Annotated in this window: 12 protein-coding genes and 1 pseudogene; 5 read left to right on the forward strand and 8 right to left on the reverse strand. The window is 70.5% G+C overall.

The features are described 5' to 3' along the window. Positions 1–37: 37 nt before the first annotated feature. On the forward strand, positions 38–562 hold the full coding sequence (locus IF78_RS0112825; RefSeq protein WP_031480819.1) for a hypothetical protein: 525 nt from the start codon (positions 38–40) through the stop codon (positions 560–562). Positions 563–624: 62 nt separating this feature from the next. On the opposite strand, the gene IF78_RS0112830 is transcribed toward IF78_RS0112825, so the two are convergent. After that, positions 625–1668, reverse strand: a complete 1044-nt coding sequence (locus tag IF78_RS0112830; RefSeq protein ID WP_031480817.1) for an alpha/beta fold hydrolase — start codon at positions 1666–1668, stop codon at positions 625–627. A 231-nt stretch (positions 1669–1899) separates the two neighbouring features. On the opposite strand from IF78_RS0112830, the gene IF78_RS0112835 reads away from it, so the two are divergent. After that, positions 1900–2130 carry a hypothetical protein gene (locus tag IF78_RS0112835; protein WP_031480815.1) on the forward strand — a complete coding sequence of 77 codons (231 nt, stop codon included), beginning with the start codon at positions 1900–1902 and terminating at the stop codon, positions 2128–2130. 20 nt (positions 2131–2150) lie between these two features. On the opposite strand, the gene IF78_RS0112840 is transcribed toward IF78_RS0112835, so the two are convergent. Both IF78_RS0112840 and IF78_RS0112845 read right to left on the reverse strand, forming a co-directional pair. After that, positions 2151–2831: a 4'-phosphopantetheinyl transferase family protein gene (locus IF78_RS0112840; RefSeq protein ID WP_031480813.1), complete on the reverse strand. Its 681-nt coding sequence runs from the start codon at positions 2829–2831 to the stop codon at positions 2151–2153. After that, on the reverse strand, positions 2828–3688 hold the full coding sequence (locus IF78_RS0112845) for a metallophosphoesterase family protein (RefSeq protein ID WP_031480811.1): 861 nt from the start codon (positions 3686–3688) through the stop codon (positions 2828–2830). The genes IF78_RS0112840 and IF78_RS0112845 overlap by 4 nt, the downstream gene beginning before the upstream one ends. Positions 3689–3946: 258 nt before the next feature. Here IF78_RS0112845 and IF78_RS0112850 point away from each other — a divergent pair, with 258 nt between their 5' ends. Then, a complete protein-coding gene (locus tag IF78_RS0112850) occupies positions 3947–5080 on the forward strand; it encodes an ATP-grasp domain-containing protein (protein ID WP_031480809.1) in 1134 nt (377 codons plus the stop codon). A gap of 99 nt (positions 5081–5179) precedes the next feature. Here IF78_RS0112850 and IF78_RS0112855 read toward each other — a convergent pair. The 5 genes and pseudogenes from IF78_RS0112855 to IF78_RS0112875 form a co-directional block, all read right to left on the reverse strand. Further along, a pseudogene (locus tag IF78_RS0112855) lies at positions 5180–5797 on the reverse strand (RNA-guided endonuclease InsQ/TnpB family protein); the annotation flags it as partial. A gap of 250 nt (positions 5798–6047) precedes the next feature. Then, positions 6048–7298, reverse strand: coding sequence for an alpha-L-fucosidase (locus IF78_RS0112860; RefSeq protein ID WP_031480806.1), 1251 nt, complete (start codon positions 7296–7298; stop codon positions 6048–6050). Between the two features lie 3 nt (positions 7299–7301). Beyond that, complete coding sequence (locus IF78_RS0112865) at positions 7302–10358, reverse strand: alpha-mannosidase (RefSeq protein ID WP_031480805.1); 3057 nt, start codon at positions 10356–10358, stop codon at positions 7302–7304. Between the two features lie 52 nt (positions 10359–10410). Then, the gene (locus IF78_RS0112870) at positions 10411–11751 is read right to left on the reverse strand and encodes a 6-phospho-beta-glucosidase (protein WP_031480803.1); all 1341 of its coding nucleotides are present in this window, start codon (positions 11749–11751) and stop codon (positions 10411–10413) included. Next, positions 11748–12512: a DeoR/GlpR family DNA-binding transcription regulator gene (locus tag IF78_RS0112875; protein WP_031480801.1), complete on the reverse strand. Its 765-nt coding sequence runs from the start codon at positions 12510–12512 to the stop codon at positions 11748–11750. Before IF78_RS0112875 ends, IF78_RS0112870 begins: the two co-directional genes overlap by 4 nt. A gap of 150 nt (positions 12513–12662) precedes the next feature. Here IF78_RS0112875 and IF78_RS0112880 point away from each other — a divergent pair, with 150 nt between their 5' ends. Together IF78_RS0112880 and IF78_RS0112885 are read left to right on the forward strand one after the other, a co-directional pair. Then, positions 12663–13715 carry a carbohydrate kinase family protein gene (locus tag IF78_RS0112880; protein ID WP_031480799.1) on the forward strand — a complete coding sequence of 351 codons (1053 nt, stop codon included), beginning with the start codon at positions 12663–12665 and terminating at the stop codon, positions 13713–13715. 47 nt (positions 13716–13762) lie between these two features. Further along, positions 13763–15043 (forward strand): ABC transporter substrate-binding protein, encoded by a 1281-nt coding sequence (locus IF78_RS0112885; protein WP_031480797.1) that lies wholly within the window; start codon positions 13763–13765, stop codon positions 15041–15043. The last annotated feature ends 75 nt before the right edge of the window (positions 15044–15118 follow it).

The raw sequence follows: 15118 nt of genomic DNA on the forward strand, positions 1-15118 counted from the left end.
GCGGGAGAACGGGAGACCTGTGGGCATCGGTAGGGAAATGCGCCGCCTGTGCGGCGAGTTGGTCGCGGAACTGAAGCTTCCCGCGCCCACGGCGCCCGAGAAGCTGTACGGCGCCCTGTGCGACGCGATGAGCAGACGCCGCGGCCGTCCCGTCCACTTCCGTACGTCCGCCTTCCCGGCCGGCACCGCCAGCGGACTGTGGCTCGACATGGCCGAGCAGGACCTCGTCGTGATCGAGGAACGCACCGCGCCCGAGCATCAGTTGGTGATCCTCGGCCACGAGCTGTGGCACATGCAGGCCGGCCACTCCAGCCACAGCATCGAAGGGGCCTCCGTGGCGGCCCGTCTCCTCGACGACAAGGCCGACCTGCGCTCGACGGTCCTGAGGGTCGCCGCCCGCAGCCACTTCGACCAGGCCGAGGAGAAGGAGGCCGAGACCTTCGGCCTGCTGTTGGCCAGCAAGTGCCGCCCGTGGCTTGCGGTTTCTTCGGCGCGGGGACAGCGGGACCACTTAGCGGGACGGATCGAGGCGTCACTGGGTTACCTGGGGCCACAGAGCTGACTCGGGCATGACGGCTTCACGCGGGCGGGGGGCGCCCGTGCTGTCGTCAGCGCCGCGTCGGGTCAGGTCGCGCTGCGTTCGCTCGCCTCCCGCAGATCCCGTTCCACCGCGCGCGTACGGGCGGTGTCCGGCTGCCCCGCCGCCGTGCCGGGCCGGCCCGCGCGCAGCAGTTGGCGCCAGTGCTCGCGGCTCCAGTCGGCTGGCGCGGTGGTGGTCGTGAACTCCTCGACCAGGGCGACGAAACGGGCGGGGTCGGTGTGGAACGGGAAGTGGCCCGCCCCCTCGAAGATCTCCAGCCGGCTCCCCGGCATGGCCTCGTGCGCCCCGTACGCGTGCCGCACCGGCACCACGCTGTCCCGGTCGCCCCACAGCAGCATGGTCGGCATGCCCTCGGTCAGATAGCAGCGGTCCAGCATGGTGACCACCTGCCCGCGCCAGTCGACGACCGCCCGCAGGGTTCGGATGAAGGCGTTGCGCGAGGTCTCGTCGGGCAGCGCGTCGACGAGGGTGAGCAGTTCCGGCGCGTCCTGGCCGAGATCGGTGTCGAGGAGCCTCATCAACCGTACCGCCAGCCCGACTTGAAGGCGCATGCCCGGCAGCCGAAGCGTCGACAGCATGAGATGGGCGCCCGGCAGGGAGACCAGCCGCAGCACCGGGTTGACCTCGCGGCCCACCCCGCCCGCGCTGACCAGGACGAGCCGTTCGGTGCGCTCGGGGAACTGGTAGGCGAACTGCATCGCCACTCCGCCGCCCAGCGAGTGCCCGAGCAGCGTCGCCGACTCGATGCCGAGCGTGGTGAGCAGATCGCGTACGCCGTTCGCGTACGCGGCCACCGAGTAGTCGGCGCGCGGCTTGTCCGAGGCGCCGTGGCCGAGCAGGTCGGGGGCGATGACGGTGTGCGTGCGGGCGAGGTCGGGGATCAGCTCGGCCCAGGTGTCGGAGGAGTCGCCGATGCCGTGGATCAACACCAGCGCCGGCCCTTCGCCGGCCATCCGGAACGCCCGCCGATAGCCGTGCACCATGCGGTACTGCAACTCGAGTTCTCCGTCGCCCACCGGGCGCAGCCGTACGGCGCGCGCCGGGCGCGGTCCGTGGAAGTCGACCACGAAACTCGCCCCCGTTCCTGTCCCCGTTCCCTTGCCGCGAGTGCGGCCGAAAGCCCTTCCCTCCAGCGTAGGACGGCTTTCCCACAACGGATTTCGGGGAGGTTTCACCTCCGCTAAGCGGGCGAACGGAGGTGTGGGCGGGCCCGATTGTCAGTGGTGGGCGGCAAGCTGGAGGTGCGCCCTCATATGCGGGGCGTGACGCGATGACGCCGACTTGGGGAGAGCCGACCGATGCCCACCGCCGTACTGACCGACCGCGAGCGCACCGCCGTCCAGGCCTATCTGCGGCTGTTGCACACCGTACGAGCCGCGTTCGACGGTCCCCCCGGCTCCCGGCGACCACCGTTCGTCCCGCCCTCCGTCCTCGCCGAGGCGGAACAGGCCCTGGCCGACGCGGGACTGAGCGGCAACGAGGAGGAGTTCTTCCGGCTGCTGCAGACCTGGTGTCCCGCGGAGCCGTAGGTGCCGTGCCGGACGAGGGCTCAGGTGTGCGGCACGCTCACCGCTGTCGCCACCAGTCCTCGGCGGACCGTCCACCGACCCTCGAAGAGGTCCACCCGGCGGTCACCCACCCACGGGCCGGGCACGAGCAGCCGCGCCCGGAAGCCGCCGAGGAACCGCTCACCGGGGTCGGCGAAGAATTCGATGTCGGCCTCGGTGAAGTCCAGCCACTTCCCGGTGAGGGGGAACCACGCCTTGTAGACGGACTCCTTCGCGCTGAACAGGAGCCGGTCCCAGTGGACGACGGGGTGGTCGTCGGCCAGGCGGCGCAGCCGCTCCGCCTCGGCGGGCAGGGCGACGGCCGGCAGGACGCCCTGCGGGAGCGTCTGGTGGGGCTCGGCGTCGATGCCGAGGGAGGCGAGGTCGGTGGCGCGGACCAGGGCGGCGGCGTGGTAGCCGTCGCAGTGGGTCATGCTGCCGACCAGGCCGGCCGGCCAGCCGGGGGCGCCGCGTTCACCGGGCAGGATCGGCTGCGCCGGCACGCCGAGCTTCTCCATGGCACGTCGGGCGCAGGAGCGCACGACGGCGAACTCCCGGCGGCGCTTGCCGACCGCCCGGGCCACGACGGCCTCCTCCTCGGGGTACAGGGCCGTGTTCGGGGGCTCTTCGTCGCCGTACGCCTCCACGGTGACGACCACGTCCGGCAGCAGTTCCTCGATCAACGGGGCCCGTCCTCCCTGGGCAGAATCCGGCGCAGGCGTCCCGGCGGGTCCGGTCGCTTTCGCCACTCCCGGGGGTACCCCACCGACACCTCCTCGAAGCGGACGCCCTCGTGCCAGGTGGTGCGCGGGATGTGGAGGTGGCCGTACACCATGGTCTCCACGCGGAACCTGCGGTGCCATTGGGCGGTCAGCCGGGTGCCGCACCACATGGCGAACTCGGGGTACCACAGGACGTCCGTGGGGTGGCGGTCCAGCGGGTAGTGGTTGACGAGGACCGTGGGAAGGTCCTCGGGCAGTGCGGCGAGCCGGCGCTCGGTCTCGGCGACCCGGGCCTCGCACCAGGCCTCCCGGGACGGGTACGGGTCCGGGTGCAGCAGGAACTCGTCGTTGCACACGATCCCGGTGCCGTGCGCGTACCTCAGTCCCTCCTCCTTGGTGGTGCAGCCGGAGGGCAGGAAGGAGTAGTCGTAGAGCAGGAACAGCGGTGCGACGGCCACCGGGCCGCCGGGGCCGTCCCAGACGGGGTAGGGGTCCTCGGGGGTGGTCACGCCCAGTTCCCGGCACAGGTCGACGAGGTGCTCGTAGCGGGCGACGCCGCGCAGGGTGACGGAGTCCTTCGGGTGGGTCCACAGTTCGTGGTTGCCCGGCGCCCAGACGACCTTGCGGAAACGGCCGGCGAGTGTCTCGAGGGCCCAGCGGATGTCGGCCACGGTCTCGGCGACGTCACCGGCGACGAGCAGCCAGTCGTCGTCCGAGCCGGGACGCATCTTCTCGACGAGGGCGCGGTTCTCCTCGTAACCGATGTGCAGGTCACTGATGGCCAGCAGCTGTCCGGCACCGCCGGCCGTCGACGTCACCCCTCGCCCCTTCCGATCACCCGAAGGACTCCACCAGACCACATCGCGGTGCGCAGGTACAAGGCGGGATCACGTCGGCATGATCGGGAAATCCGTAACACGTACGTTGCACGCGGCACCCTTTGAAAGCCGTATGATCGCCCCAACACCACCGCCTTGAACGTCCCTTCGCACGGGGCGATTTGGTGTCCCTCCATTCACCCTGCCCGGGCACGGGCCTGCTTCGCCCTGCCCGCGAACCCGAAAGGACGGCCCTGCATGGTCTCTCGCGTACGCGTCTGGCTCAACCGCACGTACGCGGAGAACGTGTTCTTCATGGATCAGCTGCGGAGAAATCCCAGCGATCGGGCCGTCGAGATCCATGCGACGCACGGGGACGCCGACTCGCCCGTGCTGGCCGCCGCCGACACGGCCGACCTGGAGCCGGAGGGCCTGTCCCCGGCCGGGTATGTCGAGTACGCGCTCGACCAGTGCCGGCGCCGCGGTATCGACGTCTTCGTGCCCCGGATGCACCAGTCGGCGATCGTCGCGCACCGCGCGGATTTCGAGGCGGCGGGTACGGCGCTGCTGGCGCCGCCGCCGGAGGCCGTGGCGGTCTTCCAGGACAAGGTGATCGCGTACGAGGCCGTGCAGGCGATCGGGGTGCCGGTGCCGCCGTGGTGGCGGGTGCGTACCGCCGACGAACTCGTGGCGGCCGTCGAGGAGTTGGAGGCGGACGGGTACAAGGCCTGCTTCAAGCCGGCGTCCGGTGCGGGCGGGGTGGGCTTCCGGGTCATCACGCGCTCCCCCTTCTCGCTGCTGCACCTCAACGGGTTCCCAACCCCGTATGTGCAGCTGGACCTCGTGGTGGACGCGTTGCGACGGGCCGACGAGTCGGTGGACTGGCTGGTCATGCCGCGTCTTGAGCAGCCGGAGGTGTCGGTGGACTGCCTCACCGGTCCGGACAACCGGGTGCGCCTGGCGATCGGCCGGGTCAAGAACGGCCGCCGTCGCGGGTTCACACTGCAGGAGCAGTGGCTGGAGCCGGCGCGGCTGATCGCGGAGGGGTTCGGGCTGCACTACCTGTCCAACATCCAGTTCCGGATGTTCGGTGAGAGGCCGGTGCTGATGGATGTGAACACGCGTCCGGCCGGTGGGTTGCATCAGCTGTCGCTGTGCGGGGTCAATGTGCCTTGGCTGGCGGTGCAGTTGGCGCTCGGGGAGGATCCGGGGGACGTGGCGCCGCCGTTCCTGGGGCAGGACTACACGGTCGTCTCCGGGCCGCGGCCACTGAGGCCCGTCTCCATTCCGCAGCAGCGGACGGAGATCGAGGAGCCCTTGCTGCCGGCGGTACCGGCACCTGCGGCCGTTGACTCGGTCGACAGTGGGGCGGCTCAGGTGCTGCCGCTCTAGAGTTATTGGCCGGTATGGATCAATCTCGGCGCTGTGCAGATCGACGTCGGACGGCATGATCTTGAATCCTCCCCTCCCCGAGGGGAGGGGATTCCTGGCTCAAGCCGCCTGACGGAGCAGCGCCCCGTCAGGTCTTACGCCCTCGACACCAGCTGGGTTGAGACCAGCCCGGACGAGCATCACGCGCGCGGAGTTCTTGTCCCTCGGGGAGACGGCTCCGCAAGCCGTGCAGGTATAGATGCGTTCCGACAGCGGCAGTGCGTGCTTGGCTCTCGCTCCGCAGTTTCCGCAGTCCATCGTGGTGTGCTTGGGGTGTACCAGGCGAACGTCTCGCCCGTGCTTGCGGCCCATCTCGATCAGGGCAACGCGCAGGAGTTTGGCCTCGCGGTACCCCTTCGAGGCGGCCTGCCCCTTCTTCGGCTTCCTGCGGGCCATCATCCGGTCGTATCGAGACAGCTTCGCCATGGCCTTCCTCCCGTGCTGGGCATGGGGAAGGTCGTGGGTGTCGCTGGTAGTGGTGGCGGTCTCCTTCACGCCCCAGTCGATACCGATCGCGCGTCCGGTCTCAGCGAGCGGCTGGACCTCGGCGAGAACAACGAAACTCGCATACCAATGTCCGACGCTGTCCTGGTAGACACGCACGCTGGACGGCTCGGCGGGCAGATTCCGCGACCACACCACGGTCAGCATGATGCCGCCCGCGAGGTGCAGCCGCCCGAGCAACTGGCAGTTCACGTCGATCACGGCCGGGTTCACGGGCTGAGAATTTCTTTCGCCCGAGGGTGTATCAGGCGGCCGCCCCCGCGCTCATCACAGTGAAAGGCAACGGGGGAAGCAAGGGGAACCACGGGGGATCGCACCACAGCACCACAGCACGGGGAAAGGCACCACAGGGGGAGCACGGGGGACGGGTCGGTCGGCAGCTGTCACGGGGGCGGCAGCCGACCGGCCCGAAGTGCGTCCCGGGTCAGAAGCGGCCCGAGCCCCGGTACAGCTCCAGCTCCCCGTCCAGTTCGACGGCGAGCACCGTGGCGTGCGGGTCGAGGTCCGCCGCGGCAGGCGGTTCGATCCAGAGGACGCCCGGCGTCTCGTGCAGGCCGCCGGTGATGCGGTGGGCGAGTTCGGTGCCGCTGCCCAGGACCGTGACCCGGCGCACCGACCCGAGCAGTCCGCGTACGTTGATCTCGGCGCGCGGGGCGTCGAAGAGGATCAGGTACAGGGTGCGGTGGTCCTTGGAGAGGGTGCTCGGGCCGTAGTGGTGACCGGCGGGGAGGCCGCGCTCGGTGCCGTACACCGCCTCCGCGTGCTTGGCGATCCAGTCGCCGAGCCTCTCCAGGCGCTCGACGTGCTCCCGCGGGATCGTCCCGTCCTCCCTCGGACCGACGCTGAGCAGCAGATTGCCGCCTCCGCCGATCGTCTCCGTGAAGTAGCGGATCAGCTGGTCGACCGACTTGTGGTTGTCGTCGTGGTGCTGGTGACCCCAGGAGTCGTTGAGCGTCAGGCACAGCTCCCAGGGCCCCTCCGGCGGGACCACCGGGGCGCCTTGCTCGGGCGTCGCGTAGTCGCCCTCGCTGAGCATCCGGGCGTTGAAGACGACGTCCGGCACCTCGGAGCGGATGAGCGCGGCGAGCTCGGGAATGCGCCACTGCTCCTCGCTGCGGTCCCACTCGCCGTCGAACCACAGCAGGTCCGGCTTGTAGCGGGACGTCAGTTCGCGGATCTGGCCGTCCCGGTAGGCGATGAAGCGTTCCCAGGCGTCCAGGTCCTCGTCCTCGGCCGCGACCTCGGAGTAACGGTTGTCCTCCAGCTCCGGCGGACGGCCCGGCTTGCGCGTGGAGGCGTAGTCGGGGTGGCTCCAGTCGGAGTGCGAGTAGTACAGGCCGACCTTGAGGCCCTGCTCGCGCAGGGCGTCGGCGTAGCCGGCGATCAGGTCGCGGCCCACGTTCAGGTCGCCGTGGGCGGTGTCCCAGAGGGCCACACCGTCGTGGTGGCGGCTGGTCAGAACGGCGTACCGGGCGCCGGCCCGCGCGAAGAGCTTCGCCCAGGCGCGCGGGTCGTAACGGGAGGCCGTGAAGCGGTCGAACTGGGACATGTACTGGTCGTACGGGACGATGTCGTCGTAGAACGACCAGGACTCCTGCACGCCGTCGACGGCGTAGATGCCCCAGTGGACGAAGATCCCCAGCTTGGCGTCCGTGAACCAGGGTTGCATCGCCACCGGTCAGCTCCCCTCGGTGCGCTTCAGGCGGAGCGTGAGGACCTGGAAGGGGCGCAGGGTCACGGCCACCCCGCCGTCGCCGGTGAGGTCCGCGTCCTCCTCCAGCGGGCGCTCCAGCAGGTCGGTCACCTGGGCGCCCGCCAGCGGGAAGCCGGTGCGGACGACGCCGGTGGCCCGGCCGCCGCGGGACTCGTAAAGGCGTACGACGACATCGCCGGACTGGTCGTCGGCCAGTTTGACCGCCTCGACGGTCACACCGTCGCCGTCCACGGAGACGACCGGCTCGGGCGGGCCCGCCGCGTCCGCCACCCGCAGCGGGAGGTTGAGTGCGTAGCCCTCGGCGACGGCGTCCGCGATGCTCGCGCCGGGGAGCAGGGAGTAGGTGAAGCGGTGCCTCCCCTGGTCGGCCTCGGGGTCCGGGATGCGCGGGGCACGCACCAGGCTGAGGCTGACCCTGGTCGTCGTACCGCCGTCCTCGCGGACCGTGCGGGAGACGTCGTGGCCGTACGTCGAGTCGTTGATGACGGCGACGCCGTAGCCGGGCTCGGCGATGTGCACCCAGCGGTGGCCGGAGACCTCGAAGCGGGCCGCCTCCCAGCTGGTGTTGGTGTGAGTGGGGCGCTGGATGTGGCCGAACTGGATCTCGGCGGAGGAGTGCGGGGCGCGGATGTCCACCGGGAAGCCCGCCTTGAGGATCTTCTCGGCCTCGTGCCAGTCGATCTCGGTCTCGAAGTCGATGCGCGGGCTGCCGGCGCGGAGCGTGATCGTCTGGGTGATCTTCGAGCCCTTGCCGAAGGCGCGCTCGACGCGGATCGCCGCGACGAGCGGGCTCTCCTCGACGACCTTGACGGTCTCGGCGTCCAGCAGATCGGTGAAGCGGTTCTTGTAGTGCTTGTCGATGTCCCAGGCGTCCCAGTAGTTGGGGAGGTCGGTGTGCAGGCGCAGCAGGTTGCCCTTGTCCGCCAGGACTTCACGGCCGGCCCGGAGGTCCCGTACGGAGGCCAGCGTGCCATCCTCCGCCACCTCGACCCGGACCAGCCCGTTGTCGAGGACCCGGCCGGAGACCGAGACCGGGTGCGCGGGCTCGGCGGCGGCGAGGGGCGCGCTGCCGCTCGCGGGCACCGTCACGTACACCGGTGCGCCCTCGGCCGTACGCACCACCTCGGCACGCTCGAACGGGCTCGTGTTGAAGACCCGCGCGTCACCGCCACCCAGCGCGGCGACCGCCTCCGCCGTCAGTGCCTCCAGTTCCTCGGCCACCCGGGCGTACTCGGCCTCCGCCTCGCGGTGCACCCAGGCGATCGACGAGCCCGGCAGGATGTCGTGGAACTGGTGCAGCAGGACCGTCTTCCACAGGCGCTCCAGCTTCTCGTACGGGTAGGAGTAGTCCGGCGCGTGCAGTGCCGCGGTCGTCGCCCACAACTCCGCCTCGCGGAGCCGGTGTTCGCTGCGGCGGTTGCCCTGCTTGGTGCGGGCCTGGGAGGTGTACGTCGCCCGGTGGAGCTCCAGGTAGAGCTCGCCGACCCACACGGGAGCGTCGGGGTACTCCTCGCGGGCCGTGGCGAAGAAGGTGTCCGGGTGCTCGACGACGACCTTGGGCGAGCCCTCCAGGTCCGCGAGCCGGCGCGCCCGCTCCATGATCTCCCGGGTGGGGCCGCCACCGCCGTCGCCCCAGCCGAACGGTGCGAGGGAGCGCGTGCCGCCGCCCTTCTCCGAGTAGTTGCGGACCGCGCGGTCCATCTCCTCGCCGCTGAAGCGGGCGTTGTAGGTGTCGACCGGCGGGAAGTGGGTGAAGATCCGGGTGCCGTCGATGCCCTCCCACCAGAAGGTGTGGTGGGGGAACTTGTTGGTCTGGTTCCACGAGATCTTCTGGGTCAGGAACCACTCGTTGCCGGCGAGCTTGGCGAGCTGCGGGTAGGCGGCGGTGTAGCCGAAGGAGTCCGGCAGCCAGACGCCCTTGGTCTCGACGCCGAAGTGCTCGATGAAGAACCGCTTGCCGTGGATGAGCTGGCGGGCGATGGCCTCGCCGCCGGGCAGGTTGCCGTCGGCCTCGACCCACATGCCGCCGACCGGCGCCCACTGGCCCTTCTTCACCGACTCCTGGATCCGGGCCCACACGTGCGGGTAGTTGTCGCGCACCCACTCGTACTGCTGGGCCTGCGAGCAGGCGAAGATGAAGTCGTCGTACTCGTCGGCGAGCGAGGTGACGTTGGAGAAGGTGCGGGACGTCTTGCGCTTGGTCTCGCGGATGGGCCACAGCCACGCCGAGTCGATGTGGGCGTGGCCGACGCCGGAGATCGTGTGCGCGCTGGCGTGGGCGGGGCGGGCCAGGACGGGGGCGAGGATCTCGCGGACGGCGGTGGCGCTGCCGGAGATGTCGTCCAGGTCCAGGGCGTCCATGGCCCGGTCGAGGGCGTGCATGATCTCGTGGCGGCGCGGCTCGTGCTCGGCGAGGTGGACCATGAGCTCGCGCAGCACCTGGAGGTCCAGGTCGAGGTGCCAGACCTCCTCGTCCAGGACGGCGATGTCGGCACGCTGGAAGGTGTAGAGCGGCTTGTCGCCCGCCGTGAGGATGTCGCCGAGCGGGGTCGTCTTCGAGAAGTTGTCGGCCAGGATGTCGGGGTTGGAGGCGGCCTCGACCAGGTAGTCGATCTCCTCGCCGCCCGCGACCGGGTTGCCGATCGGCACGTACTGGTTGAGCGGGTTGACCGCCTTCAAGGGGCGGCCGTCGGGCAGGTGGACCAGGGCCTCGGCCTGGTTGCCGGGCCAGTCGCCGACGAAGCCGAGGTCGATGACCGCCTCGACGCGGCGTCCGGCCCACTCGGCGGGCACCCGGCCGCGCATACGGAACCAGGTCGTGCCCCAGGGCGGACCCCACGGGGTGTTCATCGCGAAGGGTTCGTACCGGGCGGCCGCGGCCTCCTCGAAGGAGACGGGCTCGCCCGGCGCCTGCCAGGCCTCGACCTCGAAGGGGACGGTCGCCGCGTAGATCGCGGACTTGATGCGCTGGTTGTGGAGGCGCTCTACGCGTTCTTCGATCCGGCGGCGTTCGTCGTGCATGAGGGGTTCTCCAGAGAGAGCGGGTGCGGGAAAGCGCTTTCCGGCGGGGTGCCTACTTAAGGTACGCGAGACCGGGGTGGACGGAGGTGTAGCCGTCGACGAGGCGACGGGCCACATTCACGGAGTCGACGAGCGGGTGCAGCGCGAAGGCCTTCACCGCCGTCGTACGGGAGCCGGACTCGGCGGCGGCGAGCACCTCCCGCTCGACCGCCTTGACCGCGCAGACCAGCCCGGTGGCGTGGTCGGGCAGCGGGGCGACCGCGACCGGGTGGGCGCCGTTGGCGTCGACCAGGCAGGGGACCTCGATGACGGCGTCGGTGTCGAGGACGGACAGGGTGGCCTGGTTGCGGACGTTGAGGATCAGGGTCGTGCGCTCGTCGCGGGCGATGGCCCGCATCAGGGCGAGCGCCACCTTCTCGTACCCGCCGGACAGGTCGTCGGCGTCACGCTCGCCGGCGCCGGCCGTCTCCCGGTTCTCGGACATGTAGGTGGCCTCGCGCTCGGCGCGGGTGCGGTCCCAGACCTCCAGGGCGGAGGCGTCCGGGTCGCGCACCCGCTCGTAGAAGCCGGCCTGCTGGTCGCGCAGGAAGGCGCCGCGGGTCTTCTCGGCCTGCTGGTAGGCGTGTACGGCTTCCCGGTTGAAGTAGTAGTAGTGCAGGTACTCGTTCGGGATCGCGCCCAGCGACCGCAGCCAGTCGACGCCGAAGAGCTTGCCCTCCTCGAAGGAGCCGAGCAGGTCGGGGTCGGCAAGCAGGCGCGGGAGCTCGTCGCGGCCGGCGACGCGCAGGCCGCGCACCCAGCCGAGGTGGTTCAGGCCGACGTAGTCGATCCACGCCTCGCCGGGGTTCTTCACGCCGAGCACGCGGGCGATACGGCGGCCGAGGCCGACCGGCGAGTCACAGATGCCGATGACGCGGTCGCCGAGGTGGCGGGACATGGCCTCGGTGACCAGGCCCGCCGGGTTGGTGAAGTTGATGACCCAGGCGTCCGGCGCGAGGCGGGCCACCCGCTGGGCGATGTCGACGGCGACCGGGACGGTCCGCAGGCCGTAGGCGATGCCGCCCGCGCCGACCGTCTCCTGGCCGAGGACGCCCTCGGCGAGGGCGACCCGCTCGTCGTTCGCCCGGCCTTCGAGGCCGCCGACGCGGATCGCCGAGAAGACGAAGTCGGCGCCGCGCAGGGCCTCGTCGAGGTCGGTGGTGGCGGTCACCTCGGGCGCGTCGGGGACCCCGGCCGCCTGTTCGGCGAGCACACGGGACACGGCGGAGAGCCGCCCGGAGTCCAGGTCGTGCAGCACGACGTGGATGACCCGGCCCTCGGCGCGGTCCGTCAGGAGCGCCCCGTACACGAGCGGCACGCGGAACCCGCCGCCGCCCAGAATCGTCAGCTTCACGTCTGAACCCTTCCCGCCACGACGACCTCGACGCCCGCCTCCTGCAGGGAGGCCTGCGTCGCCGGGTCGACCGGCGCGTTCGTCACCACCACGTCCAGATCCTCGGGACCGCACACCTTCGCCATCCCGTGCCCGGGGAACTTCGCCGCGTCGGCGAGCAGGACGACCTTGTCGCCGGCCTTGATCATGGCCCGCTTCACCGGCACCTCGACGACCGTGGTGTCCATGACCTGCCCGCCCGGCCGCACCCCGCTGGTCCCGAGGAACAGCCAGTCGGCGTGCAGCTGGCGCAGGTTGTCCTCGGTGAGGAAGCCGACCAGGGACCGGTACTCGCGGCGGACCATACCGCCCAGCAGCACCAGCTCGATGCCCTCGTCGTCGGCGAGCTCCTCGTAGACCACCAGGTTGCTGGTGATCACGGTGAGGCGGCGGCCGTGCAGCTGACGGGCGAGGCGGAAGGCGGTGGTCCCGATGTCGAGCAGCACCGACTGACCATCTTCGATCATCGAGGCCGCGTGCACCGCTATGGCGTCCTTCTCGGGCACGCGCACCTCGGCGACCTCGGCGAAAGGCTGGTCGCCCTCCTCCACGACGGCGCCGCCGTGCACCCGGGTCAGCAGCCCGTCCTCCTCGAGTTTGAGCAGGTCACGCCGGACCGTGGCGGGGCTCACACCCAGCTGCTCGGAGAGGTCGGTCACAGCCGCGGGGCCGCCGGAGCGCAGGGCCCGCAGGATGAGTTGATGTCGTCGTTCCGCCAGCATGGCGTGAACACTACTCGTCATCTTCAATCATCGCTATGCTCATTTCTGCTCGGGTATTGACCAATCTCTCGGAGCGGCGCACGATTCCGGTCACGAAATGAAGAGTTTTGACGAGCTCTCCGACCGTATCCCGAGCGAGAGGACGTATCCGTGGACGACGACCGGCCCGATGTGCTGTTGACCGGGCTGCTCTTCTACGACCTCGTCCTCACGGGGCTCGGGAAGCCGCCGACACCGGGCGAGGAGATCTGGACGGGCGGCATGGGCTGCGGCCCGGGCGGCATCGCCAACCTCGCGGTGGCCGCCGCCCGCTTCGGCCTGCGGACCTCGCTGGCCACGGTGTTCGGCGACGACCTGTACGGCGAGTACTGCCGGGACGTCCTGTGCGACCAGGAGGACATCGATCTCTCACTGTCCCGCACGGCCGACGGCTGGCCCACCCCGGTCACCGTCTCCCTCGCCTACGGCCATGACCGGGCCCTCGTCACCCACGGCCAGGAACCCCCGTACTCGCAGGACGCGCTGATGGGCGACCCGCCCGAGGCGCGCACGGCCCTCGTGCACATCGAGGCAGAACCGCGCGAGTGGATCGCCAAGGCCGCCGCGAACGGCACCCAGGTCTACGCCGACGTCGGCTGGGACCCGACCCAGCAGTGGTCGTCCGACCTGCTCGACCAGCTCCGCCTGTGCCACGCCTTCCTCCCCAACGAGACCGAGGCGATGGCCTACACCGGCACCGACAGCGCGGTCGCGGCCCTCGGCACGCTCAGTGAGCTGGTGCCGGTCGCCGTGGTCACCCGGGGCGGCGACGGGGCGGTGGCCGTCGACCAGATCACCGGCGAGTACGCGGAGGTCCCGGCCCTGGACGTCGACGTACTCGACGCGACGGGCGCCGGGGACGTGTTCGGGGCGAGCTTCGTCGCGGCCTCGCTCGGCGGCTGGCCGCTGGAGCAGCGGCTGCGGTTCGCGGTGCTCGCGGCCGGGCTGTCGGTCCGGCACCACGGCGGGGCCCTCGCCGCCCCCGGCTGGTACGGCGTCGACCGCTGGTGGCGCTCGCTGACCGACCCCGGCCTCAAGCAGGCGTACGGCTTCCTGGCCGACCGCATCCCGGCCGATGTCGGCCCGCCCGTGCGCCATGCCCCCGTCACCCCGCCGGCCCCGCACACGCCCGTCGGCCCACGCGCCTCTGAAGAGCGGCACTGACCCCCAAATCCCCTCAGCACGTCGAACAGGAACTACAGGAGTGACCCGTGGACCTTTCTCGTAGAGGCTTCCTCCAGGCCGCCGTGTTCACCGCGGCCGCGTCCGGCCTGACCGTCGCCTGCGGCGGCGGCTCGGAATCGGGCGGCACCAAGAACGGCAAGGACCTCACCCTGTGGTACTGGGGTGGCGCGCTCAGCGACAAGGTGGTCGCCGAGGCCAAGACGCACTTCAGCGGCCAGATCAAGCTGACCAGTGCCTCCATCGGCGGCGACTTCAAGCAGAAGCTCACCACCACCCTGGCAGCGGGCGGCTCCTCCGTGCCCGACATCACCGGCATCAAGGGCGAGGACATAGCCTCCTTCCTGCCCAACGCCGACCGCTTCCTCGACCTGAACGACCTGGGCTTCAACAAGATCTCGTCCCAGTACCTGGAGTGGAAGACCAAGCTCGCCCAGACCAAGGACGGCAAGCAGATCGGGTTCCCGATCGACATCGGTCCCACCGCGCTCTTCTACCGCGCGGACCTGTTCGACAAGGCCGGGCTGCCCACCGACCCGGCGAAGGTCGCAGCCGAGGCCAAGACCTGGGAGGACTACTTCGCGCTCGGCACCGAGCTGAAGAAGTCGCAGCCCGGCATCTTCCTGGTCAACAACATCAGCTCGGTGTTCAACATCGCGGTCGGCCAGGGCACCAAGCGGTTCATCGACGAGGACAACCACTTCATCGGCGACCAGGAGCACATCCGCACCGCGTGGGAGACGGCGATCCGCCCCTACACGCTGGGCATCGACGCCAAGATCAACGACCAGACGTGGAACGCCGCCATCGGCAAGAACCTGGCCACCGAACTCGGCGCCGCCTGGCACGCGCTGGACATCGAGTCGGCCGCCCCGGGCACCAAGGGCAAGTGGCGGGTCTGCGCGACCCCCAACGGGCCGGCCAACCAGGGCGGTTCCTACCTGGCGCTGCCCTCGCAGTGCCGGAACCCCGAAGAGGCGTTCAAGATCATCAGCTGGATCCTCAGCCCGGACAACAACGCCAAGAGCTACACCGACGCCACCATCTTCCCCGCCTCTCCGGCGACGTACTCGATGGAGGCAATGACGGGTCCCGACGCCTTCTTCGGCGGACAGAAGATCATCGAGGTCTTCGGCCCGGCCGCCGAGGCCATCCCGGTGAGCTACGAGGCACCCGCGGACTCCGCGGTCATGGCTCCCTTCATGGCCGAGCTGAGCAGCATCGAGGCCAAGGGCAAGAAGCCCGACGACGCCTGGAACGACGCGGTCGACCAGGCCAAGCAGATCGCCCGGCGACAGGGGGTGAACTGAGGTGGCATCACCTCCGGTCACCGGTTCCGCCACGGTGCGCGAGCACCGTGGCGGGCCGGGCCCGGCCCGTTTCCG

Source organism: Streptomyces bicolor (assembly GCF_000719285.1).
Taxonomy (GTDB): domain Bacteria; phylum Actinomycetota; class Actinomycetes; order Streptomycetales; family Streptomycetaceae; genus Streptomyces; species Streptomyces bicolor.